The organism is Spiroplasma endosymbiont of Nebria brevicollis (genome assembly GCF_964030895.1).
GTDB lineage: Bacteria > Bacillota_I > Bacilli_A > Mycoplasmatales > VBWQ01 > Spiroplasma_E.
On the sequence record NZ_OZ034986.1, the window covers coordinates 1,372,191 to 1,397,666 of the forward strand.

Annotated in this window: 30 protein-coding genes and 1 pseudogene; 9 read left to right on the forward strand and 22 right to left on the reverse strand. The window is 27.3% G+C overall.

All coding sequences use genetic code 4. The features are described from left to right. Positions 1-141: 141 nt before the first annotated feature. Together AAHM98_RS08210 and AAHM98_RS08215 are read right to left on the reverse strand one after the other, a co-directional pair. A complete protein-coding gene (locus tag AAHM98_RS08210; protein WP_342276344.1) occupies positions 142-1,065 on the reverse strand; it encodes a hypothetical protein in 924 nt (307 codons plus the stop codon). A 125-nt stretch (positions 1,066-1,190) separates the two neighbouring features. After that, positions 1,191-1,556: a hypothetical protein gene (locus AAHM98_RS08215; protein ID WP_342276345.1), complete on the reverse strand. Its 366-nt coding sequence runs from the start codon at positions 1,554-1,556 to the stop codon at positions 1,191-1,193. A 485-nt stretch (positions 1,557-2,041) separates the two neighbouring features. Between AAHM98_RS08215 and AAHM98_RS08220 the strand changes: the two genes are divergently transcribed. Together AAHM98_RS08220 and AAHM98_RS08225 are read left to right on the forward strand one after the other, a co-directional pair. After that, the gene (locus tag AAHM98_RS08220) at positions 2,042-2,368 is read left to right on the forward strand and encodes a hypothetical protein (RefSeq protein ID WP_342276346.1); all 327 of its coding nucleotides are present in this window, start codon (positions 2,042-2,044) and stop codon (positions 2,366-2,368) included. A gap of 474 nt (positions 2,369-2,842) precedes the next feature. Continuing rightward, positions 2,843-3,283 (forward strand): hypothetical protein, encoded by a 441-nt coding sequence (locus AAHM98_RS08225; protein WP_342276347.1) that lies wholly within the window; start codon positions 2,843-2,845, stop codon positions 3,281-3,283. Between the two features lie 118 nt (positions 3,284-3,401). Here the strand turns inward: AAHM98_RS08225 and AAHM98_RS08230 are convergent, their stop codons facing one another. The 6 genes from AAHM98_RS08230 to AAHM98_RS08255 form a co-directional block, all read right to left on the reverse strand. After that, complete coding sequence (locus AAHM98_RS08230; RefSeq protein WP_342276348.1) at positions 3,402-3,713, reverse strand: hypothetical protein; 312 nt, start codon at positions 3,711-3,713, stop codon at positions 3,402-3,404. Next, positions 3,694-4,116: a cation:dicarboxylate symporter family transporter gene (locus tag AAHM98_RS08235; protein ID WP_342277264.1), complete on the reverse strand. Its 423-nt coding sequence runs from the start codon at positions 4,114-4,116 to the stop codon at positions 3,694-3,696. Before AAHM98_RS08235 ends, AAHM98_RS08230 begins: the two co-directional genes overlap by 20 nt. Next, positions 4,061-4,939: a cation:dicarboxylate symporter family transporter gene (locus AAHM98_RS08240; protein ID WP_342276349.1), complete on the reverse strand. Its 879-nt coding sequence runs from the start codon at positions 4,937-4,939 to the stop codon at positions 4,061-4,063. The genes AAHM98_RS08235 and AAHM98_RS08240 overlap by 56 nt, the downstream gene beginning before the upstream one ends. A gap of 22 nt (positions 4,940-4,961) precedes the next feature. Continuing rightward, positions 4,962-6,416: an FAD-dependent oxidoreductase gene (locus AAHM98_RS08245; RefSeq protein WP_342276350.1), complete on the reverse strand. Its 1,455-nt coding sequence runs from the start codon at positions 6,414-6,416 to the stop codon at positions 4,962-4,964. Positions 6,417-6,502: 86 nt separating this feature from the next. Continuing rightward, a complete protein-coding gene (locus tag AAHM98_RS08250; protein ID WP_342276351.1) occupies positions 6,503-7,519 on the reverse strand; it encodes an alpha/beta hydrolase in 1,017 nt (338 codons plus the stop codon). A gap of 33 nt (positions 7,520-7,552) precedes the next feature. Further along, a complete protein-coding gene (locus tag AAHM98_RS08255) occupies positions 7,553-7,855 on the reverse strand; it encodes an HU family DNA-binding protein (protein WP_342276352.1) in 303 nt (100 codons plus the stop codon). A 328-nt stretch (positions 7,856-8,183) separates the two neighbouring features. Here AAHM98_RS08255 and AAHM98_RS08260 point away from each other — a divergent pair, with 328 nt between their 5' ends. The 4 genes and pseudogenes from AAHM98_RS08260 to AAHM98_RS08275 all read left to right on the forward strand — a co-directional run bounded on the left by AAHM98_RS08260 (position 8,184) and on the right by AAHM98_RS08275 (position 11,234). Further along, complete coding sequence (locus AAHM98_RS08260) at positions 8,184-9,449, forward strand: hypothetical protein (RefSeq protein WP_342276353.1); 1,266 nt, start codon at positions 8,184-8,186, stop codon at positions 9,447-9,449. A gap of 191 nt (positions 9,450-9,640) precedes the next feature. Then, entirely contained in the window at positions 9,641-9,883 is a 243-nt protein-coding gene (locus AAHM98_RS08265) for a fructose-bisphosphatase class II (RefSeq protein WP_342276354.1), read from the forward strand. Next, positions 9,780-10,617: pseudogene (locus tag AAHM98_RS08270) on the forward strand (fructose-bisphosphatase class II). Before AAHM98_RS08265 ends, AAHM98_RS08270 begins: the two are co-directional and overlap by 104 nt. A gap of 53 nt (positions 10,618-10,670) precedes the next feature. Further along, positions 10,671-11,234 (forward strand): GNAT family protein, encoded by a 564-nt coding sequence (locus AAHM98_RS08275; protein ID WP_342276355.1) that lies wholly within the window; start codon positions 10,671-10,673, stop codon positions 11,232-11,234. 729 nt (positions 11,235-11,963) lie between these two features. On the opposite strand, the gene AAHM98_RS08280 is transcribed toward AAHM98_RS08275, so the two are convergent. From AAHM98_RS08280 to AAHM98_RS08330, 11 genes are all read right to left on the reverse strand, one after another. Continuing rightward, positions 11,964-12,386 (reverse strand): DNA cytosine methyltransferase, encoded by a 423-nt coding sequence (locus AAHM98_RS08280; RefSeq protein ID WP_342276356.1) that lies wholly within the window; start codon positions 12,384-12,386, stop codon positions 11,964-11,966. Positions 12,387-12,472: 86 nt separating this feature from the next. After that, positions 12,473-12,622 (reverse strand): DNA cytosine methyltransferase, encoded by a 150-nt coding sequence (locus AAHM98_RS08285; RefSeq protein ID WP_342277265.1) that lies wholly within the window; start codon positions 12,620-12,622, stop codon positions 12,473-12,475. Continuing rightward, positions 12,606-12,722 (reverse strand): DNA cytosine methyltransferase, encoded by a 117-nt coding sequence (locus AAHM98_RS08290; RefSeq protein ID WP_342276357.1) that lies wholly within the window; start codon positions 12,720-12,722, stop codon positions 12,606-12,608. Before AAHM98_RS08290 ends, AAHM98_RS08285 begins: the two co-directional genes overlap by 17 nt. Positions 12,723-13,169: 447 nt before the next feature. Further along, positions 13,170-14,507: a replicative DNA helicase gene (gene dnaB / locus AAHM98_RS08295; protein WP_342276358.1), complete on the reverse strand. Its 1,338-nt coding sequence runs from the start codon at positions 14,505-14,507 to the stop codon at positions 13,170-13,172. 3 nt (positions 14,508-14,510) lie between these two features. After that, entirely contained in the window at positions 14,511-14,963 is a 453-nt protein-coding gene (gene rplI, locus AAHM98_RS08300) for a 50S ribosomal protein L9 (RefSeq protein ID WP_342276359.1), read from the reverse strand. Positions 14,964-14,981: 18 nt separating this feature from the next. Continuing rightward, positions 14,982-16,979: a DHH family phosphoesterase gene (locus tag AAHM98_RS08305; RefSeq protein WP_342276360.1), complete on the reverse strand. Its 1,998-nt coding sequence runs from the start codon at positions 16,977-16,979 to the stop codon at positions 14,982-14,984. A gap of 188 nt (positions 16,980-17,167) precedes the next feature. Beyond that, complete coding sequence (locus AAHM98_RS08310; RefSeq protein WP_342276361.1) at positions 17,168-17,587, reverse strand: hypothetical protein; 420 nt, start codon at positions 17,585-17,587, stop codon at positions 17,168-17,170. Between the two features lie 380 nt (positions 17,588-17,967). Beyond that, a complete protein-coding gene (gene rpsR / locus AAHM98_RS08315) occupies positions 17,968-18,198 on the reverse strand; it encodes a 30S ribosomal protein S18 (RefSeq protein WP_342276362.1) in 231 nt (76 codons plus the stop codon). Positions 18,199-18,217: 19 nt separating this feature from the next. Further along, a complete protein-coding gene (locus AAHM98_RS08320) occupies positions 18,218-18,700 on the reverse strand; it encodes a single-stranded DNA-binding protein (RefSeq protein WP_342276363.1) in 483 nt (160 codons plus the stop codon). 26 nt (positions 18,701-18,726) lie between these two features. Beyond that, on the reverse strand, positions 18,727-19,254 hold the full coding sequence (gene rpsF / locus AAHM98_RS08325) for a 30S ribosomal protein S6 (protein ID WP_342276364.1): 528 nt from the start codon (positions 19,252-19,254) through the stop codon (positions 18,727-18,729). Between the two features lie 312 nt (positions 19,255-19,566). Then, positions 19,567-20,172, reverse strand: coding sequence for a deoxynucleoside kinase (locus tag AAHM98_RS08330; RefSeq protein ID WP_342276365.1), 606 nt, complete (start codon positions 20,170-20,172; stop codon positions 19,567-19,569). A gap of 361 nt (positions 20,173-20,533) precedes the next feature. Between AAHM98_RS08330 and AAHM98_RS08335 the strand changes: the two genes are divergently transcribed. After that, positions 20,534-23,062 carry a vitamin B12-dependent ribonucleotide reductase gene (locus AAHM98_RS08335; RefSeq protein ID WP_342276366.1) on the forward strand — a complete coding sequence of 843 codons (2,529 nt, stop codon included), beginning with the start codon at positions 20,534-20,536 and terminating at the stop codon, positions 23,060-23,062. Positions 23,063-23,169: 107 nt separating this feature from the next. On the opposite strand, the gene AAHM98_RS08340 is transcribed toward AAHM98_RS08335, so the two are convergent. From AAHM98_RS08340 to AAHM98_RS08350, 3 genes are read right to left on the reverse strand one after another with little or no spacing between them, the layout of a single operon-like run. Further along, on the reverse strand, positions 23,170-23,874 hold the full coding sequence (locus tag AAHM98_RS08340; protein ID WP_342276367.1) for a hypothetical protein: 705 nt from the start codon (positions 23,872-23,874) through the stop codon (positions 23,170-23,172). Continuing rightward, a complete protein-coding gene (locus AAHM98_RS08345; RefSeq protein ID WP_342276368.1) occupies positions 23,855-24,031 on the reverse strand; it encodes a hypothetical protein in 177 nt (58 codons plus the stop codon). Before AAHM98_RS08345 ends, AAHM98_RS08340 begins: the two co-directional genes overlap by 20 nt. A gap of 34 nt (positions 24,032-24,065) precedes the next feature. Next, complete coding sequence (locus AAHM98_RS08350; protein ID WP_342276369.1) at positions 24,066-24,443, reverse strand: hypothetical protein; 378 nt, start codon at positions 24,441-24,443, stop codon at positions 24,066-24,068. Between the two features lie 364 nt (positions 24,444-24,807). Here AAHM98_RS08350 and AAHM98_RS08355 point away from each other — a divergent pair, with 364 nt between their 5' ends. Both AAHM98_RS08355 and AAHM98_RS08360 read left to right on the forward strand, forming a co-directional pair. Next, complete coding sequence (locus tag AAHM98_RS08355) at positions 24,808-24,933, forward strand: hypothetical protein (RefSeq protein ID WP_342276370.1); 126 nt, start codon at positions 24,808-24,810, stop codon at positions 24,931-24,933. A 74-nt stretch (positions 24,934-25,007) separates the two neighbouring features. Beyond that, a complete protein-coding gene (locus tag AAHM98_RS08360) occupies positions 25,008-25,397 on the forward strand; it encodes a hypothetical protein (protein ID WP_342276371.1) in 390 nt (129 codons plus the stop codon). Positions 25,398-25,476: the final 79 nt, after the last annotated feature.

Sequence of the window (25,476 nt, forward strand, 5' to 3'; positions counted from 1 at the left end):
ATTTTTCCTTGATTTATATGTAAAAATATCCATAAATAGTATAAGAAATTTTAAAAATAAAACGTAGAGGTAGCATTACAACACTTATTTAATAAAACTTTAAGTTTTATCTGTTAATTTAACCAATAAAACCAAACAATTTTAAAATGAATAACTTCTTGCTCTTGTTGATGGTTGCTTGCTTTCAGATTTTAATGCTAATGAATTTGCTACTTCAGGATTAAATGCTGGGTATTTATGAGAACAATTCAGTTTAGTTGTTTTATTTATTTGAATATCTGTTTCATTTAGTAGTTTATTTATTTTTCAAGGTTTTCTGATATCTAATTCTGTTTTAAGAATATTATATTGTGCTTCTAATTTATCACTATTTAAATCTTTTATTATTGTTTTAAGTTCTTTTTTATCTTGATTTTTTAATAGGTTATTATAAAATCAAGATTCAACTTTTTTTGTCACCGTTGAAAACACTGATGTAATCGTTTTAAACGATACACCAATTAATGCGAATGCAGTTTTATCAAACAAGATTGTTGGTGCAGCTAATCAAATATGTGGAAGAATGAATGGTATGACTATAATTGCAATAGTTATAATTACAAAAGTAATTCATAAATTTAATTCAACTTTAGATGGTTTTGATTTTAATTTTATTTGTTCATTTACTAAATCTTTAATTGGTATTTTTTTATATGGAAGATTTTCTTGAATTAATGAAGGATTCTCTTCATATTCATTTATATTTTTATATGCATTTATTTGTTTAAATAATTCAAGTTCATTTTCTATTATAATTTCCATTATACTACTTAACTCAGTTATATGTGAGTTTGGTGGTGCTTCGAATAATAGTTTTTCTTGTAATTTTAATTTTTTATTAATTTTTGTAATTTTATCCACTGATTGCATTTTATTATAATCACAATGACTTTCATTGTCACATAATTTAATTAATTTTAAATGTGCTTTAATACGTTCAAAAAAAGGTTTTGTTTTTCATTCTTGGTCAATTATATTTTGTTTTTTCTGTTCAAATGCTTCAATATCACTTTCTAATCTTTGCAACTTTGAATTATTTAATTTTGTTTTTTTCTTTTATTTCTTCTATTTTAGTTCTAAGTTTATTATTATCTTTAGTTTTATTTAAATTTTTTTTTCAAGAAAAACTTGTTTTCTTAATGATTCAATTTTTATTGCCCTGCTTTCACTAGTATATGTTTTGTGCGTAATAGGTGTAAGTTCACTATTGAGTGATTCAATTTCTTCATTTTGTTCATTCAAGGTAGCATTAATTTCATTTTCTTTTTTTGTAAACTACTGTTCTCTTTTATGATTGCTCACTGCTGTTTTTTGAAATCTATTATTTTTTTTGTAATACTAATTACTTTTTCGCTATCTAAAATTGTTAAAGCAATGTAGTTAAATTTTTTTTCATCTTTTGAAAACTTTACTGTTAATCCTCCGTGTCTTTGTTTTACTGGATTACTAACTTGATCAAAAATATTCTTATTTTCTGTTATTATTTGTTCTACTGTTTTTGCTGTTGTATATTTCATTTTTTCACCTCATTTCAGTGTGCAAAAATTTATTTACTTTTAAAAATAAAGGTAATGGGTTAAAAACCATATTTAGTTTATGCGTATACTTTAACAAATTTTAAAAATTATGCAATATATTTTATATAGTACATTTTTTAGTATTATTGTCTTGTGATAATGACCAAAAAATATAATAATATGATATAAATACCTATAATAAAGTAGGCATATAAAAGAACCATTTCGTGTTAGGAATTTATTGAAAGAGGTGACCCACTCGTTGTAACTTATTACTTTTTTTGGTTGCAATTTTTATTTTTAAAACTATTTGGAAAAGATTTAAAAAGAATGTACAATAAATATGTCTATATAGTGTTTAAAGTAAGTACAGGACATTAGAAAAGAATTTAGAGTAGAGAGTATTTATTCATAAACTCAAACAACACTGAAAACAACCTTATATGGAGTGATTAAAGGAATATGAATAAAAAGGAGAAATAGGCATGCCAGCAGAAATATTTTTTGAACCAGAAAATGAAGAATTTAATCTTTATGTAGCAGATAAAGAAATTGATTCTGGTGGGAAATTTAACCAAATTAAGTGAAAACCAAATCAAATAGAATTATTTAAAAGATTTAAAGAAATTAAACAAAATATTTGAATTCAAATATATGATGTGTATTTAGATAAATTAGAGAATGTGATTGGGCTTGGTTTTAGAATTACTCCTGAAGCTAGTTTTTATCATGAATATCCAAGTATAGAATTTGATGAAAATGGTTCAATATTAGGAGAATTAAAAGAAGAACTAAAAGACATAAGAGATTAGAACAAAGAAGAATACAAATTAGTTCATAATTTTTATAAGGTTTTAATCAAGTTACAAAACGTACAAAAACAAAGGATACGAACAACTTATTCACTAACTTGTTGCCAACTTAGTTTTATAAAATTACTAAGTCAGATTAATTATATTTTCAAATTTTATCATAAAATGAGCAATTGCTTCATTTCAATTTTGAACTGGCAGTGTTCATTTTTTGTTATTGATTACCAATCATTAATTGGAAAATCAAAAGATTAAATAATAGTAACTGTGTGAATCTCTCATTTCACACAGTTTTCTGTGAGGAGGAAATGATGAAGAAGTTCCGTTGCTTTCACCAGTTGGAATAATTTAATGTTGTAACTCCTGATTAAAAACTAAAACTTATAATATTCTTATTATTCTAGAGTAGTTTTCAATGTGATATTATTAGATATAGAGATAAAGCAATAAAAAAGGAAAAGGGGATATTTAACTATGAAAAAACTATTAAAGTTACTATCAATATTAACAATTACTACACCATTGAGTCTAAATGTTATTGCTTGTGGTGGTGATGGTAATAGTAGCAATATTGGTACTCGTTATAATTTATCCAATGGTGTTAAGATTACTAATATTTCAAGATTAGCAGTAGTTGATAGTAATGTTGCTACTAATAGTGAATTACAAGCATCTTTTGCCAGTAGTATTTTAGCAGATATTCGAAATTCTAGTAATAACAATATGATTGTAGCAAGTGATTTTCTTGTAGAGTTTACTAAAAATCCACAGAGTCCAATAATAGATGATACTAATTCAACCTTAGATGCTACTGTTAAAAGAGGAGTTATGATAAAAATTATTGCTAAAAGTCAAAAATTAGATTTTGAAACTTTCTGATTGCAAAGATATGTTTCATCAGCAACAAAAATATAAAATTGCTAATAATAAAGTCAATTATACTTCTTATATTTCCTTTAACAACTTGAGAATTAGAAAAATAAAAATTTATTTCTCTTGTATTATGTGTCTATTTTATTATAGATGTTCATATTTATTTTGATTTTTTGATGGCTTTAATTTGATCTTTTAATTGTGTTTTTAAAAATTTAATATCATTTTCACTATTCTTAGTTTTTTTCAACGCCTCAATTTTAATTTTAGTATCTCGTTTTAAAGTTTGAATTTGACTTATTTTATCGCTTCTAACTACCAACTTAGCACCTACTTTCTTGGTAAACATATGGAAAGGTTTAAACGGATATCTTTTTAATAACAGTTTTTTATTATCAATTAAATCTTGATTCTGCGAGGCAATGACGGTTGCCTGTAATCCACCAGAAATATTAACTGCCGTTCTTCCCATATCAAATAATCCATCTAATGCACCAATTATCCCATAGACAGGTAAATAAAAGCCACCAAATCCTAATCCACCTAAGACGCCAGCTTGTTACCACAGCACAAATGCCTAAAGATGCTAATAAAGTTACAAAGATACCGTTAATAAATAGGATAGCAACGTTTCAGTTACTAAAACTACCAGGAACAATAACACTAAATCATAAGAATGATAAAATAATTCCTGCTTGAACACCAGCACAACCGCTTAAACCAATCGTTGTAGAAAACGGCATGACTGTATCTGCCCCTTCGTCTTTAACTTTTAAATCTTCTTTCAAAGTAGTCATAGCAACAATTGGTAGTGCAGCGTTAGAAGATTGTGATGTAAAGCCGGCAATGGATTGGTCTTTGCGCTTTTGATATAATCAGCGATTTAGCTAAGGCACCAATTGGTTGGTTTATAATAGCTGCTGCTAGCATACTCATAACGGCAAACGGCATAATTTTAATAAACATCATTAAAATTGAAATAACTATTTTTCACATAGTATCTAAACTATTACGAACTTTATCCATACGTTCTTCATTATGTTTAGTTAATTTTTTAATAGCAATACCAATTAATGCTCCCAACACAATTAATGCTTGGGTAAAGACACCAATTAAACTACTAGGAATGTAACTAACAATAATTTCTGGAATGGTTTTTGCAGCAGTTTTATCGTAAGTACCACTAGCAGATAAGTCAAATCCTTGTCCAATCTTGAAAACAATACCTAAACCAAAGGCAATCGCTACATTTACTAATAAAATAGTAATTCCAATTCCCGATACTTTGACAATGATTTTAGAATTACTATTTTTTTTACTAGTAATACGAGCAATCGCTAAAAATACTAATGGAATTGTTAACATCGTAATGCCGGTAATAAAGATATTTCGTAATAACTCAATTCAACGAGCAATTTGTCCTACTCATTCAATATAGTCGGGATTAGTAGCATTCCCAGGGTTACTAATGTTATTACTTTTAAAACCAGTAATGGCTTGGATAACAATGGCGAAAGTTAAACCTAGTGTCATTCCAATAAAGATTCGAATCGGGAACTTAGGCTTAACTTTTTTAATAAAAATACTAAGACAGATAATAGTACCAAAAAAGATAATAATGGCAACAAGACTTTGTCAATGTGAAATTCCAACGAAATCTCGCAAGAGGTTAATATTAGTAGCAGCTAAAGTGTTCATTGTTAATTCCTCATTCAATCTCTTATGATTTTACTTTCCTACTCGCTAAGTGAATAATGTCAGTTGTGCGAGCGAATGGTGGTGAGTATACTAAATCTAAGTTTTGTAAGTCCCGAATATCCATTTTATTTCAAATGGCAGTTGCTAAGGCATTGATTCTCAATGTGGCATGATTATACCCTGCCATATGGGCAGATAATAGTTGGAAAGTAGTTTTATGATAAAACAGTTTTAAATATAGACTACGAGATTGTGGTAAATATTTTGGTAAGTCATAGTCTTCAATATAGACACTACCAATATCCTTTTTATTAATTGTATCAAAACTACCAGTCTTAGCAATTTCTAAATTACCAATACGGACGATACTTGAACCTAATGTTCCTGAATATTTATGAATTGGCTTTTGAATATTTTTGGCAATGATACGTGCCATCTTATTAGCATTGGTTGCTAAAGGAATATATTGTGGTGTTTTATCAAACTGGCTAAAGACTTGTGCACAATCACCACCACTATAAATATTAGAAATCTTTTTTGCAATATTTTGCTTAGAAGGAACTTGACAGTACTCATTAATAATAATGGATTTATTTTTATTTAATGAAATATTACTGTCATGCAAGAACTGTGTATTAGGATCAAAACCAATCGCTAAAATTACAATATCGCAAGGGACAGTCGTACCTTTTTTTTCATCTTTTAAATCTCGTAAACGTAAATCCTGAACATTATTGTGTGTCATCATTAACTCTTCAACTTGACTATTTAACATCACACGAGCATGTTTTATTATTTTTTTAGGGTTAACAATTTTATTTTTACTAGTAAGTTCATCAAGGATTAGTTGACTAAATTCTTTATCAACAACATCAGCCATTAAACGGTCTTTCATTTCAATGATTGTGACATCTTTATTTAGCTTTAAACAAGTTTCAGCCATTTCTAAACCAATAAAACCACCCCCAACAATCGTTACTTTCTTAGCAACTTTTAAGGCAACTTTTAAATTAACTGCATCTTGTTTTGTAAAAACATTATAAACATTATGTGGTAAAGAACCATGGCTAAATGGTGCTGGTATTTTAGGTAGTGCCCCAGTAGCAATTACTAATGCTTGATAATGAACAACTTTAGGTTTCACTTTCCCATTTAGATTTTTAACATTACTAACGTGAACTTCTTGTTTTAATGAATCTACTTTTACAACCCTTTGGGTTAGATGAATCTTAATCTTGTTCTTACCATTAGTTTTATGTAAATAATCATTTTTAACTCGTGCATTTAATAACTTAGCATCTTTAAATTCATTGGCAATAAAATAAGGGATGCTGCATGCTCCTAAAGAAATATAATTTTGGTCTTGATAAACATGAATATCAAATTCTTTATCACTATTTGTTTCACTACGGAGTAGTTTACTAGCAACACCCATTCCGGTCGCACCAGCGCCAATAATAACAACTTTTATTTTCATTCTAAATCATCGCCCCATTCTTGTTAACTATAAACTATATTAATTCTAAATCATATTTTCTAAAAAAACAAACTAATAACTTGTTTTTATGAATTAATTCATTTATGAACAAATTCTAGTACCAAATTAGTTATTGTTTGTGTTAATAATAATTTATGTTCATTAACGACTGAATCTTCTTGGTCACCAATCAAAAAGGTTTGACCGTGATTAGCATTGCGAATGGTATAAATAGTACTTTTAATGGGCATTTCATAACGAATTTTTTCTTGATATAAATCACTGGCATTAGTGTAATTAATAAAATGATCAGTTTCGCCATGTAAAAATAACAATGGTATATTAGGAATGAATTTTAAATATTTAATAGGTTGTAACTCTTGAAGTCTCTCTACTCCAATTTGTTTTTGAGCTTTTTTAAGGGCTCAATTATTCATAAATTTAGTAGGTAAAAATGCGTAGTTATTTAGTTTTTCGCTGTAAGTGCGATCTAAACGACTAAAAGTACAGTCTGAAATAATCAGTTTAACTTTATTATTAATCTCATATTTTAAATAAAGTTCAGCTCACATGATAACAGTGGCACCCCCTAAAGAAAAACCATACAATCCAATTGTATCAGTAGCAGTTTCATAATTGGTAGTAACATAATTAATGATATCTTGTAAATCTTGAGATTCTTTTAAACCAAAAGTAGTTGGTGAAGCATCACTTGCGCCATGATTACGAGCGTCATATCAAACGACATTGTAACCAGCATGTAAAAAAATAAAGGTTTGTTTAAAAATTCAAAACCTAGTATTAGTAATTCCATGCAATAGAATCATAGTTTTATTTTTATTATCATTATTTAAAGGACTTTTAATAAAATCTCCACGCAGTGTTAAGTTGTCAGTTGAGGTTTTAATAGTAAAAGGAATGACATTTTGATGCTTTTCTAAATATTGTCAATATTCTAGGTACATAGGCCATTTCACTAATTCAAGTTTAACTTTAGGTTGAAATTGTGAGTTATATTCTAAACAAGCTTTGAACATGTAGATAGAATTAATGTCAACTTTATTTTTTAACTTTCAATGATTGATAGTACTTTGTTTCATCATTTACTTCCTCATATCTGATTATAAATAAAATCATTATTTTTTAATATCATCGGTTGGTGGTTTAGTACGAATACGTTTTTTAAATTTTGTATGAGGTACAAATCTAACATATTTGTAGTTGTTAACAGTATGTTGAACATTTGTTGCTTTACGTATTCTAACGAATGATTTAACACGATTTATTTTAAAAGTTCCAAAGCCTTTTATTGTAATACTTTTTTGAAATTGATTAGTGTTCATAATTTCTTCAATTAGTGTTGTAAAAACTAATTCTACATCTTCAATATTAAAATTTGTCTTGTCAGATACTTTATCAATTAGTTCTTTGGCATTCATTGGTTAATCCCACCTATTCTATTTAATATAATTTTATCTTATTTTAATTATTAATTGTGAACTATTCATTTTTAGTTTAGTAATTTTTTCCTAAGACCCACTTTTAATCAACTATTTTATTGTTATACATATTATTACCAAATGTAATCCCAAGTGCGAAAATAAATACCTAATAATCTTTTATAATTATTCTGTGGTTAAAACCACAAGTAGTGTAAGAATTGATTAAAATTTGTTCAATAGAATGAGTTATAATACCTTGTTTTTTATTTTTAAAATTTTATTAATATTACCCAAATGAGTTAAAAAAATAAAGGAAAAACAAACTATGAAACAATCATTAATTATTTTAACTAGTTTAGCGACAGTCGCATTTTCTAGTAGCACTACTGTTAATTTTATTAACAATACTACTACTAATGAACTAAGTAGTAAACCAGAACCTGCCCAAACCCCACCTTCATTATTTAATAATACCTTTGGGTATTTAAGTCAAGATAAGTGAATTACTAATCAATCAACGACAGATCATAAATATTATAGTTATGATACTAGTCATGTTGTTAGTAATTTAAGTGATGGTACACCAACAAGAAACGCATTTATTGTTGATAATACTGGTAGTTTAACTATTAATTCTAAACTTAACCTTTCTAATGTTGATAAAAATATGCTAAATAACATTCAAGCACAGATGATTAGTCATAAACAAGTAACAAGTATTAAAGATGATTATAATGTTTATAGTAAAAGTATTTATAGTGATAATTACTTTAGTGATAATAGTAGTTGAAAGTATTTACAAATGGGTGGTTTAGAAAATCATATTGATATTAGTAGTCAGCAATCAGCTAATAAAGTTGATAATAGAGGAGCTAGTTTGAGTGAAACATTAGGTTTATATTATATTGCTAAAGCAGAACGTACTAATAGGATTGATAGTACCGTTGCTAATAGTTTAGGTAAGGATTTTATTAGTAAAAGTAGTTTAAAAAACCTTGATGATAGTTTAACAAGTAGTATTATTAATGTTGTTGCTACTAATGCTGATGCTTACAATTTAATAGCAAATGCACTATTAAGTGATGGTAAAAATTATTCTATTAATTATATTTTTGATAATAGTCATAATTTAATTGAAATTTATTATAATGAATTTAATAAATCAAATATTGAAAATAACTTAAATTATAAATGAAATTATAGTTATTCTTGGTTTGGTAGTGACAGTCCTAACCAAGATGTATTGATAAAATGAAGTGATTATGCTAAAAATTGAGATTTGGTTACTAAAATTTTTCCAACATTTAATTTTAATAACAACTCTTATTTAAAGTTGATATTATTAAATGATAAAAGAAATATATACTTTCCTTCTGCTAATGCAACAAATAAAGTCAAAAGTAATCAAGAATCTTTTTACAATTTTTCACTTTCTGATTCTTTTGGTCGTTATCATTATAATGCAAATTTTAATTTAAACATTTGACATGACAATGATAATATTTACTACAAATGAGCTTTAAACTATAATGGTAAAACTAATCTCAACGTTAATTTAAATAATGTAATATTTTTTAACGTTATGAATTAGTGTATAAAATTATTAGAAATTAGCATAAGTTACAATCAGGACATTGAATACCTTTTTTTGCAATTTTTCTTTTTATTGCCTAGTTTAATATTTAATAGTTTAAATGTGTAATATAATTAGCAGTAAAGAATTACTAACTGTAAGGAGATTGTTATGAATAAAGACATATGTATTTAATTCGTGCTGTAGAAATGGCAGCCATTGCTGCTTATAAATTTATTGGTCGCAAAGATAAAAATGCCATTGATGGTGCTGCTGTTGAAGCTATGACTATTATGTTAAATAATATGCCTCTGAAATGCCGCATCATTGTTGGAGAAGGTGAACTAGATGAAGCACCAATTGCTTTATGTTGATCAAATATTAGGAAAAGGGAAAACCATTTATGATTTAGTAGTTGACCCTGTAGAAGGGACTTATCCGGCCGCTTATAATATCGCTGGTAGTATTACTTGTTTAGCTGCTGCAAATCAACACACAATTTTAAAATTACCAGAAATGTACATGGAAAAATTATTTGTTGGTCCTGATTTAATTTCTGCTATTAATGAAAAAGATGATTTTATTACTAGTATTAAAACCATGCAAAAATTAAAAAAACAAAATGATTTAATTGGTATTATTTTAGATAAACCGCGAAATCAGCCGTTCATTAAACAACTACATGATTTAGGAATTATTGTGAGATTAATTGGGGATGGTGATGTGCTTGCTGCTATTGATGTCATTAATTAAAGAAGCAGATTTTGTGTATGGAATTGGTGGAGCACCAGAAGGCGCACTAATGGCAGCATTAGCGATTGCTGCTGCTGGTAATATGAAAACTAGATTAATACCATATCAAAATATTTGGCCTAATGATGATAATACCCAAATAAGAGTTGATATTGAAACGCAAGCGATGACTAAATATAAATTATCATATGATAAATATTACTTTGCTAAAGATTTAGTCAATGATGATCATGTTAGATTTATTGCTACAGGTTTAACAGCCGGTGGTAGTTTAAAAAGTATTAAATATTATCACGGTACTTATTACATAAATACCTTTTTTGTTTCTCCCGGTGTTATCCGTAATATGCAAGTGACATATAGTGTTAGTCAAGTTAATAAACTATTACCAGGTGTTGAAACAATTATGAAAATATACAATAAATTTAACTAAATCCTTATGATATAATGTTAATGATTAAAAACCTTTAAAAGGAGAATAACAATATGAATGCCAGTAAACAATTACCTATTATTTCTACTATTGAAAGTGAACGTTTAATTTTACGTCCTATTACTTTAGATGATGCCCCTGCTCTTTTTAATTATGCTAGAGATGAAATTGTGACAAAGTTTGTTCCATGACAACCTCATAAAACGATTGCTAATAGTATTAAATTTATTGAGTTCTTACTATCAGAGTATGAAGCACGCAGTGCTTTAATGTGAGCAGTTCAATTGAGATCAGATAAAACTAATACTATTATTGGTACTTGTGGTTTTATTCGTTACTATGAACATACTAAATGTCTAGAAATTGGTTACGCTTTTAATCATAAGGTGTGAGGTAAAGGTTATGCCAAAGAAGCATTGCTTGCTGTAATTAAATATGGATTTGAAGTTACTGATACCATTAGAATTGAAGGTAGTTGTGTAGTTGATAACATAGGCTCTGCTAAAACAATGAGTAGTGTTGGTATGCAACTAGAAGGTATTTCACGCAGTAATTTTATTAAAGATGGTAAAGTTGCTGATTGTAAAATTTTTTGCATTATTAGAAGTGATGTTTAAAACAAATAAAATTGACATAAACAATTAGAAGTTGGTATTAACGAAAAAAAGAAAGTATTTCTAACCTTGAACATTTAATCAAAAAAGATGAATTCAAAGTGGCTAGTTTAAAAACAGATAATAAATGTACACAAAGTTTACAAGACTTAACCAAACTCCATGATTATGAAGTAACTTTTAAACCGTTTCGAGAAAGATTAAATCCTTTATAAATTAACTCCTTAATATTCAACATTATTTACCAAATATGACATATAATTTGTATCATATTTGGTATTATATGTTTATAGTAATAATTATAAAAATAAGGAGTTTGGCATCATTGATAAAATCATAGCTCATTATCCTGTAGGGTTTAATGACTTTACTTTAATGTACTTCCCTGATTTTGTTGAAATCTATGGGCAAAATGAATGGCATTGGAATTTGTCAATGGCTGCATTAGAAAGGTATACTAAATCTTCATCTTCTTTGCAACAGTGACAGTTATGGTATTGCCTAACTGTTTTCTAGAAATATTATCGTTATACTTACCAATTATTTGAGGATGATTCATAGCCACTAATGTAGATAAAACATCTGATTTTTTTACCCGCACACCTGATGGTCTAAATTGAATAATACCTTATCAAACATTATTAATGTTTTCTCCAGCCTGTCATTCAAATTTTTTTAATCACCTATCAATATTTACTTTATTTCTATGATACAAGTCTAAATTTTTAATAATTATTTTTTGTTTTCAAATAGGGAATGTATTAATGTTCTCTTTAAAAAAACATCAGCTCAAATTGGAAATCCAATTATTTTAATATCAATTTTTTTATAAAATTCATCTCACATATTTATTATTTTTAATTGGTAATTTTGCAAATAATATTTATTTTCAACTTTATTTTCGCTAATAACATCTCAAATATTAATATTTAACTTTGAATTATCAATTAATTTAGTAATATAGTTAGTCATTTCTTGACTATTACTATTAATAAATTCGCTTCTAATTGCAGGTATATATATTCTTTTTCTATACATTGGTATCCCTAAATTTAAAGAATCAATAACTAAAGGTTTATGAGGAATTATATAACCTAGTAATTTTAACTCATCTGTAATTACTTTAAAAGTATTACCATTATCATGAGTTACCAAATTACTAACATTTTCCAGTAAAATAAACTTTGGGCGCTTTTTTTAAGATTCTAAGCACTTCAAAAAATAAAGTTCCTCTATTATCGTTAAATCCTTTTTGAAAAAGGTTGACATGGAAATCCAGCGCATAATAAATCAAAGTCAGGAATATCACTTTCATTAATTTCTTTAATGTCACTAATAAAAATTGAAGGATTAAAATTATCATTATATACTTGTTTACAATAATCATCTATCTATATCACAAGCTAAAACTAATTCTGATTTTCAATCTTGTAATGCTAAATGGAAACCACCAAGTCCAACAAATAAGTCTATAAACTTTATTGTTTCCATGTATTCACCTCTTTAAATCTAATAACAAATATTTTTTATTATATTCATTGTAACAAAAAAATAATTAAAAAGCTAGCCTTGTAATAAGATTTAACGTGTAACCCTAGATAAAAAAAGTTAAATAAAATAATCCTTTAATTTATAACAAAAATATTTATACATGATAAAGTTTTAATTATATACATGTAGTATGATGGTAAAAATTAGTTCACCATGCTTTTCTACAAAATTAAAAAATAATCTATGTTTGCCATTCTTAATCATTATATTTTTAATGATAATCATTTTCCACACATAGGCTTTTTAATTCATTCCTTATACCAAGAATGCAAATATTTTACTAATTCTTCACCATTTCCACCTAATGTGTATGTTTTTATTTTAAAATCGTTTATTAAGATAAAAATTGGTCATCCATAGGTTAAATTTACTAATTTTTATTATTATCTAACCCGTATAGTTCTCAAATTTACCCCATTTTGGAATAAAAATAGTTACTACTTTTCCAGTTGGACCATTACGGTGTTTAGAAATCAGAATTTCAGCAATATTACTTTCTTGAACAGTGCTTTCTTCACTAGTTTTTTCTTTATAATAATCATCACGATATAAAAACATAATTATATCAGCATCTTGTTCAATGGCTCCTGATTCACGTAAATCGGACATTAACGGACGTTTTTCTTCTCTTCGTTCCACTAATCTCGAAAGTTGTGATAAACAAATAATAGGGACTTTTAATTCACGAGCTAGAATTTTTAAACTACGAGAAATGTTTGAAACTTCTTGTTGCCTTGATTCACTATCTCGTCCAGTTAACAATTGCAGATAATCAATAATAACTAATTTAATATTATTTTCACGAGCTAGTTTACGTAATTTAGTTTGTAATTCTAAAACTCGTAATCCAGGAGTATCATCAATAATAATATTTTTTTGTTTTAATTGTTCAGCTGTAGCGCTAATTCTATTTCAATCAGCTGATGTAAATTTACTTTTATTACGTAAACGATTAGCATCAAAATGACCTTGACAAGATATCATTCTTGTAATTAATTGGTCTTTTGGCATTTCCAAAGAAAATATAACAACAGCGTCATTTTCATTTTCTTGTTCATTAGCAGCATTAAGGGCAAAATTAAGGGCTAAAGCAGTTTTACCCATTGAGGGTCTTGCTGCTAAAATAATCAAGTCACCCTTCTGGAAACCACTTGTAACAATGTCTAAATTGTTAATACCTGAACTCGTACCTGTAATATTAACAGTTGATTTTTGTAATTGTTCAATTTTTGTCACAACTTCATCAATGTGAGCGCTAATAGGTAATAACTCTTCATTATTACGCTCATTACTTACTTGCACAATTTGCGCTTCAGCATTAACTAAAATATCAGTAATAGATTTTTCGCCTTGTAGTTCTTTACCAATATTCTTTAAAGCACTTTCTAATTGTCGTTTTGTTGTTCTTTCAATTAAAATGTTAATATGTTCTTTTAAGTTGGCATCAGTAATATATTGACCTACTAATGAAGACAGATATTGAATACCACCAATTTTATCTAAATTATTTTGTTTAACTAATTCTTCAGCAATCGTTGTTGTGTCAATTCCTGAATTATTACGATAAAGATTAGTAATAGTTTTAAATATAGTTTGATTGGCACTAATAGTAAAGTCATTTGGTGCTAAAGAATTTAATGCGCTCTCGCAAGCAGGTGATGATTGAATCATAGCACTTAACACATTGATTTCGGCATTGTTTATATATTGATTATTATCACTCATAATTTATTCTCCTGTTACTTCCACCTTTAAATTAGCAGTAATTGTTATGTCTAACTTAATAGTAATGTTAGCTATTCCAATCTCATGAATAGTTCTGAATTTAATAAACTTATGTTTATCAATAATTATATTATATTTTTTTGCTAATAATTCACAGATTTGTTTAGCAGAAACTGCACCTGATACTTTACCATTATTAGTTTTTAATTTAAATTGTAAAGTAATGTCTGCCAATTGTTTTTTAATATTTTGAAAATTTGCTAATTGTTCATTCCGTATTTCCGTATTTCTGTTCTTTTCTTTTTGATTAATTTTTAAAGCTTCGTTTGTTGCTATTACTGCTAGTTTGTTTGGTAATAAATAATTTTTACCATAACCATCACTTACATTAACAACTTCACCACTTTTACCATAATTTTTTACATCTTTTAGAAGGACCACTTTCACTTTTGTCACAACCTTTCATTAATATTTTTAATATCGTTCTGTCAGACCACTTTCACTACTGTAGGAACCACTTTCAATAATTTTAACTAGTTCATCATATAGTTCTTTAATACTTAATTTGCTACTTTGAACAGCAGAGGCACTAAAGTGACCTCCTCCACCAAGGTTTTCGCAAATAATTTGCACATTGATTTCACCATTACTTCTTGCCGATAAACAAGCTCGACCATTCCGGTCATAAGCAATAGTGAAAGATGCTTTACAATCACGTAAATCTAATAGCATTTCTGAAATTTGTGCTAAATATGAAGTATGAACTTCTAAGTTCTCTTCAGCTAATACTACTAAAAAACCTTTTTTAATTTCTTTAGCATTACTAATTAATGCAAATTTTTCAATTAATTCATTTAAACTATTCTTCAATAGTCCCTTAACTTTAGAAGAAGATGCTCCTCAATCAGTTAATAAACCGCAAGCTTCAAATGTTCTACGAGTTGTTCGAACTTGAAAATTATTAGTATCAATTAGAATTCCAGCAAACATTAAATTTCATAAAAATTCGGATTCTATATTACTAAAATCATTATAATAAATAATTTCTGTCATAGCTTCAGCAGTAGAAGAAGTCCCAGCGTCAATATAAGAAGTAATAGTACTACTAATTGCTTCATCAGAAACACGATGATGGTCAATCACAATAATTTTAACAGCCTTACTTAAAAGGTCAGGACTATCAACTCGTTGGGGATTGTGTGTATCAACAACAATTAATAAAGTATTAGCATGAAGGAATTTTAAAGCTTGCTTTCCGGTAATAAAATTACGATTAGTATAACTTTCAGGGACAAGTTCATGGAGAATTTTTAAAGTTCTTTCATCAACTTCATTTTGATTAATAATATAATGTGCACTTTTATTTAATGTTTTTGCTATTTCAACAATAGCAGTTCCTGAAGAAATACAATCAAAATCAGCAGCGCGGTGACCCATTACAAGTACATTTTCTGCTAACTTTATTTCATTATACAACGATTGTGCAAACATTCTAATATTAATTTTAGATTCTGATTGTTTTGCTTCAATTGTGCCACCAATAAAAACAGTATTACCACCAAATTCACGAATTACAACTTGATCACCACCACGATAAACAGCAAGTTCTTTACTTTCAATAGCTAAATCATATAAATCTTTACTAATAGCATTACCATAAGAAAATCCTGCTGATAAGGTAATATCAGCTTTAAATTTTTTCACACCTTCACGAATATTTTTAATTAAAGGAAAATTATCATTGCGGGCTTTGTTAAACTCATTTTGATAAAGTAAAATATTATATCCATCTTCAATGTTTCCTAATAATAAACCTGAATAGTTATTAGCAAAATCATTTAGTTCAGTTTTAATGAAAGCTTCAACACGAATTTGATTTTCAACTCTTAATTTTTGCAAAGAATTATAAAAATTATCAACATTAATCACACCAAACACTAATTTTTCTTGTTGTAATTTATTATATAAAAAATGATATTTAGTAGTTTCTTGCAACAAAATAGTACGCGTTTGAACTAAATAAATAGCATCATAAAGCATATCTTCAATTTTGAGCGTAATTTGGGTAATATTATTGCTAATAAGTTGTTCTAAATCGCGTGATAATTTAACAATTGATTTTCCAATTAAACGGCCTAGCCCTTTATCTTCTAAAAATTCACTTACTCACATAATTGATAAATCACTATCTAGAACAATCATTCCGACACTACCAAACGTTAATGCTTGGGCATTATTTAATTTAATAATTTCAGCAGTATTAATATAACGATGGCGAATTCATAGACTAAAAAGGAAAATATAAAGACAAACAATAACGAAGTTTCCCAAAACCAAACTTAAAATTACAGCAATAGTAACTGCTTGTCGCGATGTTTCAATATTAACAATAAAATAAGTTAAACCGATTAAGATTTCAACTACTAATCAAACAATCATTATTAAATGATAATTTCGTAATGATTTGAACACTTGGCCACTTCCTTAACAAGATTACTTTAATTATACTATAACATTAACATTAAAAATAAGGATTAGGTCTGTTTATTTCATGATAATTACAATTACTTTTAATATTTATAAGATATCAAAAAAGTGGAACATTTCTTATTCAATTAGGTAACTTCATTATTGTTACATAAATTGTAAAATTAAAGAATTTAGTGAAGGTAGTAATTGTTGATTATTTCACAATTTTTAATTGCATCTCAAAAATTATTATTTTTAAATTTCATTTTAAAGCCAATAGTTAAAAAAGTTAAAGCAGTAGTTATAAAGGTGAAAATTGGTGTCAAAATTGTACAAAAAATAACTCCACTTTGTAATTGAATTCAATGAGAATAAGTTCCAATATTTTTACTAACAGAACATGCTGAATGGCTTAATACATAATTTATACTGGTAGTATTTAATAATTTAAATCCATTTTCTTCTGTAATTTCTACCTTAAATTTAGAAACTTTGATAATACAATTATGAAAATCACAAAAGCCTATAAGGACTAATCCTATAATCATAATTAAAATAGTTATAATAAGTAATATTATGGTTATTAATTGTAATTTTTTTATACTTTTCATATTTTAGTACTCCCTTATAAATATAAAAAAATATATTTACTTTAAAAACAAAACAAAGAATAAACAACTTATATTTTATAATTAAAGATAACAAATTTTTAAAGTTTTACAATAGACTTTTTGCAAAAAAGGGCGCTAAATCTTGATAAACTAGTAGGTAATTTAATGGAAATGAAAAACAAATTATTGGAAGTATTTATCCCCATATGCATATTCAACAATGTCTTGAATATACAACAAGTTTGAAAAAATGCATACGAGATCATTCAATATTCCTCTCTGGAGTCATTATTTCAAGGTCACAGCATTCCTAAATAAAAATTAATTATAAAAGAACTCACAAAATTAATAGAAATTGTGAGTTCTTTTAATATATTTTCTTATCTTGAGTATGGTAATAGACCCATGATTTGAGCACGTTTAATAGCAATAGCTAATTGACGTTGATATTTAGGATTAGTTCCTGTAGTTCTTGCTGGTAAGATTTTATTATTATTACCCATAAATTTAGTTAATAATTCAATATCTTTATAGTCAATATAAGCGATTTGATTTTTAGTAATAAAGCAAAATTTTCTTCTTGAAAAACTTCTTGGTTTCCCATTATTCATATTATTTCCTCCTTTGTATTTAATCTCAGATAATTGCTTCCTCATCATCAAATGATGAATCATTAGAAGTATTATGGTTAAGTGAGTTTTCATTAGTGAATTTAATATCAGTACTATAATTAGGGGCTTTAAATGCTTCATCTAAATGAATTTTTGGTTCACTTTGCGGTTTTGAGTAATTAGCGTTAATTGCTGCTGTTTCCTTTTTACGATTATCTAAGAAGGAAACAGTTTGAGCAACTACTTCAGTAATATACTGTTCTTTTCCTTCATATGTTGATTTTCTTGTTGACAATCTACCTGAAACTGAAATTAAAGAACCTTTAACAAGATAATTAGACATATTTTCAGCAACTTTATTTCAAGCTACACACGGAATAAAATCAGTTTGATTTTGAATAGTACTAACTGCAACAGTGAAAAAAGTAAAAGATTTTCCTGTTGAAGATTTACGTAGAATTAAATCACGAGCAATTCTACCAGTTAACGAAACATTATTCATAATTTATACCTCACTTTTCCAATTTTTTAGTCTTTTTTAATAGTGCTTGGTGCATTATTTGTTTTAGGAACATAGTTACTACGTGGGCGATGGTGACTAGCAGATTCAGTACCAGCAATTGGTCTTGGTTTTCTTTCTGTGTCTCCTTCGCGATTGTATGGTGTACGTTCACGATTTCCAGGTCTTGCTGTTCTTACATAATTGCTAGGTTCTACTTGACGTTTTACTTTAAATTTATTAATTTTTTCACTATCAAGGTTAATAACTAAGAAGCGAATAACTTCTAATTGTTTTTGTTTAATTAAAACTACACGATTAAAATTGGCAATATTTTTTGGTGAAGTAGATACTTCAATGATAAAGTAGTGACCTTTAACTTTTTTGTTAATGTCATAAGCAAATGTACGAATTGCATCTTCTTCTTTTTTAATTTCTCCACCGTTTTCAACTAGAATAGCAATTAATTCTTTTTTAATTAATTGTGCTTTCTCTTGATTTTGATCATCAACGATGTACATAATTTCATAATTATGTTTTTTGTTTAAATCTTCCACTATTTGAAGACCTCCTTTTGGACATATGGCTCATAATGAGCAAGGAGTAAATATATTATTAAGTTTTGCTTTTTAAATATTTAACTCATAGAATATTATAACTTAATTACCTTGAAAGTAAAGGAATTTTTGAATAGACTTCGTACAATCTATAAGAATTTAATATCTATTCATGGAATTATTCGAAAATAGATATTAAATTTAATCTTGATTAAAATTTTCAAAATATAAAAGACAAACAATTTTATGGTTTACAAAACATCAAATCTTATATAATTCAGGTTTACTAAAAAGATTCCTTTTAAAAACAATTTATTTTTTAGTTAAATAATCAGTAATTTTTTTAATTATTTCACCAGGAGTAATCTCATTAGTGTCAATAACTAAAAAATTAAATTGTTTTTTCTCCCTTTCATATCATTGTTCATATTTATCATTTAATAACTTTCAATATTCTCTTGGAACATTTTTTTCTGACTCTCTACCACGAAGTTTAATTCGTTCAATAGCTTTATCAACATTTACTCTTAGATAAATTATTAAATCAGGTTTAACTTGTGGGTCAAAATAAAGCGAAGAAGTAATGACATTGTTATAAAAATCCAAATATACTTGATAATCACGTTCACTCATATTATCTTGTGTTTTTAATACTTCTACAAAAATAGGGTCTTCTAAAATACTACGATCAAAAATAACATTTTCTAATTTTTGTGAATCCTTTAATTGTTTACTACGCGCCATCAACATAAAAATTTGCATCTTAAATGCATACTCTAAAGGACTTTGATAAAAATCATCTAAATAAGGATTATTTGCTACAGGTTCATCCATAATTTTAAATTTTAATTGTTTGGATAATTGATTACTAACAGTGCTTTTTCCAACACCAACAACTCCTGATAATACAATTTTCATAATTTGTTACCTCCGTAAAATACTGTTTATGATTTTAAATTATAACATTGTTTGGATATTATGTTTCCTTAATTTTGAAATAAACATAGTAACAAGAAATTCTTTTGTCATAACTTAAAGACTGAAATTTAGTAATAGATATAAAATATCAATTATTGATTTAATAACTAAAAAACTAATAACAAAATAATATTTTTTTAAAATAATTATTTCAAATCCTAATTAAATCTATGATAATATTTTAAAGCAACTTATTTTTCAAAAATAAGAGTTTAACGCAACAATTGACAATGCTAATTTCATATTTTCAGTTTTCTAATTGTTATAATAAAAATACTTTAAAAAGGGATAGGTGAAAATTATGTACAATCAAACTTTAAAAGATAACTTAAATAATGATATTAGTAAACATTTTACGCATTTAAAAACTATTGAAAAAAACTATAATATTACTCATGATGGAGTTTCAAGAATGGTCATGCTTGACCGCTATGCCCAAAAAGATAAAAATTTAATTACATTAAAACCTGGTGATTTGGTAATAACAATCATTCGTGAAGATGCAATTTTTCCAACAAGAGGCATTGGTTTTATTGTTGAAGAATTAGAAAATCAAAACTATTCTATCAAAATTGAAGATGAATATCTCGGTTCAATTGACCCAGAATTAATTAAAACATCAGGAAAAGCAGGTATTATTCATAAACAAAAATATGAGTTAGAAAAACCATTGGAATTATTTTATGAACAAATTGCTTATCGTGTAAGCAAAGCGTTGGCTGTCAAAGAATCACCTAAAAAGCAAAAATCATATTTAAACCTATTTTATGAAGAACTGAAATCATTAAACATTGTTCCAGCAGGACGTGTATTATATGGCGCTGGTAGTGACTCTGATGTTACTTTCTTTAATTGCTTCGTAATGCCTTTCATTCGTGACTCTCGAAGCGGTATTGCTGCTCACCGCCAAGAAGTAATGGAAATCATGTCACACGGTGGTGGTGTTGGTTCTAATGGTTCAACGCTAAGACCCAAAGGTACTGTTGCGAAAACGGTTGGTAGTAAATCTTCGGGAGCAGTTTCATGACTTAATGATTTATCAACATTAACACATTTAGTTGAACAAGGTGGTTCACGACGTGGAGCGCAAATGATTATGCTTGCTGATTGACACCCTGATATTATTGAATTTATTATTTCAAAAATGCAAAATGCCAAAATATTATTATGACTAAAAGAAAATTCTAAGTGTAGTATCATACGTGATGAAGCGAATAAAAAGTTAAAGTTTGAAACACTTTCCGAACAAGATCGTCGCACATTTGAATCTATTGTAAGTAACGAACAATTATTTACAGAAGAAATTATTGAAAATGCTAAACATAAACTAGCAGTTGGTGGAACTTGACAAGTAGTTCGTAGTGATTTTTTAACTGGTACAAACATCTCTGTAACCATTTCTGATGAATTTATGAACGCTGTAACAAATAATGGTAAGTGAAACCTACGTTTCCCTGACTTAGATAACTATACAACTACCCAAAAACAAGGTTATGATGAACATTGAAATAAAATTGGTGATGTCCATGATTGAGAAAAAATGGGATATCCAATTAAAAATTACTACACTATTAACGCTACTGATTTATGAGATTTATTTAATTTCTGTGCTACCTACTCAGCTGAACCAGGTATTTTCTTCATTGATAGAGCTAATGAAATGACTAATGCCCAAGCATATGGAATGCGCGTAGTTGCAACTAATCCTTGTGGAGAGCAACCGCTATCTCCTTATTCAGTATGTAACTTATCTGCAATTAATTTAGCTAATTTTGTTGATAAAAAAACTAGTACCATTCTTTATGATAAATTAACAAAATGTGTAGAGACTTGTGTTCGTTTACAAGATAATGTTATTGATGCGACTCCTTATTTCTTAGAAACTAACAAAAAACAAGCCCTTGGTGAACGAAGAGTTGGATTAGGAGTAATGGGTTTACATGACTTATTAATTTGAGGTAATTTAAAATATGGTTCAAAAGAAGCAAATAAAGTTGTTGATGAAATTTTTGAAACTATTACGACAACTGCTTATCGCGCGTCAATTAATATTGCTAAAGAAAAAGGTAGTTTCCCATTCTTAAAATCACGTGAAGCATTTATCAATACTGGATTTATGAAAACAATGCCAGAAGACATTAGACAAGATGTTCTTAAATATGGCATTAGAAATTCTCATTTAATAACTGTTGCTCCAACTGGTTCAACAGGAACCATGGTCGGAGTATCAACAGGGTTAGAACCTTACTTTGCTTTCTCATATTTCCGTTCAGGACGTCTTGGTAAATTCATGGAAGTAAAAGCTAAAATTGTTAGTGAATGATTACAATATCATCCAGAATTTAAAGAAAAACCATTACCAGATATCTTTGTCCCTGCCATGCAATTAACACCTGAAGCACACGCTGATGTTCAATGTATAATTCAACGTTGAGTAGACTCTTCAATTTCAAAAACTGTTAATGCTCCTAAAGGATATACAGTAAAAAAAGTTAAACAAATTTACTACAAATTATACAAAGATGGTGCTAAAGGCGGAACGGTTTATGTTGATGGAAGTAGAGATAGTCAAGTATTATCTTTATCTGATGATGATAATCAAATGCAAGAACAAGTGAATCTAAGCGATTTAGGAGTTATTGAAACATTTATTGATACTATTGATGAAATTCGTCCAATTAAACCAGGATTTAGAAGTGACCGTCAAGACCGTAAAATTGGTACAGGTTTAGGTGACTTATGTACTATGTGTAAAGAAGGTGTACTAGTGTTTAGTGCTGGATGTTACACTTGCAACAATTGTGGCATTCAATCTAAATGTGGATTATAAACTATACAATTACAATAATTAAGTAAAAGTCATGAATGAGTTCTAGAAGAAAAACATTCATGACTTTTTGTTTATATTAAATTCTTAACAAGATTGTAAAATCATTATTAAAGAGTTCAAGTTTTTGTTACAAGAATGGTGCTAAAATCAACAACATCAGTTTTGCAACTTATTGTTAACGTATCGTTAGTAGCTCAATTTGGGCCAGCATTAGTTTTACTTTCCAACTGGACAATAATATTAATACCAAGTAAACTATTTAGTGAATTAAATGCTTTAGCAGTATCAGTTGTTGCAGCAACACCACTATTAACCATAATAACTGCTCCTTTAACAGCACCAGCAGGAATTACATCATTAATCTTGAATTTTATGTTATCATTAGTAACTACATCAGTATCTGTAACTAATAAAGCAGGTATAATACCTTGTAATGTGTTTGTAACAATATCAGTAGTATTATCACGTTTTAAGGTAAATTGGTATTTAGAACCTAAAACAGTACTATCAGATTTTTTCATAAATTGAAAAGAAAAATTCCCTCCTACAACAATATAAGCACCAGATTCTCCTCTTACCGTTGGATTAATATTAGTAATTTGTCCTTCAATATCTGCTAAAACACTATCATCAAAATCTTTTGTTCCATTTAATGGTTGAATGTTTAATGTTTTGGTAATAAAATCATATGAAGCATCATCTTTAGCTTCAGAATTAGTACCTGGTGTTTTTAATAATTTATTAGCTTTAATAACCGTTGTTGTGTCATTTGCAGGAATACTTCAATATACTTTATCAGCATTTTGATTCAATAAAGCAGCTTGTAAACCATTCTAATAAGTCTAAGTTTTTTGCTACTTGTTCATTCATTTTTACTTCAGTGTTATCTTTATTGTCACAAGCAACAACACTCATAAATGGCGTTGCACCTAAACTAATAATAGAAACTAGCTTTAATAATTTTTTCATTTTCCATCTCTCCTAACTATCTATAATTTTTTATTTATAAACCTCGATAAAGTTTTCCTGTATTTCCTCCTGGAAGCGTTGTACCTGCATAAAATGCTCCATTTACTTCATCAACACCATAAACTACACCAGTAGTACCTGAAATAACAGAAAAATCAGAAACACCACTGCTTTTATAAAGTGCACCAATTCCTGCTCCAGTTCTTGTTCCAGCATAAACATTTCCTAGTTCATCAGTTGATAAATTATAAACTGAACCAATAGTACCTGATATTAAATTAAAATTATTGTTATTATTACTTCCAACATAAACTGTACCAGAACCATCACCAGTTCTTGCACCAACAAAAATGTTACCATCTTTATCACTTACTAAACTACGAACTTCAGCAGTTAATTCGGGCGTATCCAAAATAGGTATAGATTTAATAAAATTATAAATGAGAGATAATACTCTCATTTATAATTGTTAAACAATTATAATTAATTATTTTGATAAATCTGTACTTTATTAAAGTAATTAATTATTACATAACTTAATAAAAATTATTAAAGGCTATAGTGCAGATATAACTAATAGTAATTTTTGTGTTGGTCTTTTATAACTTTATATTTTTTTTTGGTTCCCTTCCCCCTAGAACCCCCTACCCTCCGAGGCTTATTGCTACTGTAAGTAGCAATAAGGCCTATACGTAGTAGATAGTAAATATTTAGTATAAGCCTTATCACTTACAGTGATAAGGCTTATACATAATAGAAAGGTTAGAAAGGAATATATGACAACTATTAATTTAGAATTAAAAAGTAAAATTAAAGAAACAGATAAAGGTATATTATTAGAAATTGGTGAATATGAAACATGATTTTCTATTCAATATACTAACATTATGATATTAAAATAAATAGTTTAAAAGATTTAAATTGACAAAATCCTAATTTAATAATTGCAGGTGATGGTGCATTATCAATAAGAGCAATGGCTAAATTATTAGGTGGTTATTATATATTAGATAAATTTCATGCTTTTAGTTATCTTTGAAAATCATTTGTTGGTAAAAGGGGAAAGAAAAAAGAATCTACTGATTGAAATAAATATATAGATACATCAATTAATTTTGCTAATGGTAATTATAATCAATTTATTAATATTTTAGAAAATAATGTTGATAAAAAAACATTTAATTATTTTAAAAATAATAATCAAGGTATTGTAAATCAAAATAAAGATTGAAATATTGGTTGTAGTGCTGAAAGTGATGTTTATCATTTTTTAAAATCTTGTACTAATGGTGCAAAAATATATAATTATCAAACTTTAAATAATATGTTAATTGCAAAAGCAAATTATTTAAATAAGAGAATTTAATTTTTTAAAATTTAATATTTGTAAAAACTAATTATTAAGATTAGGATTTTTTTGTTATTTATTTATAAAATACTAGTTT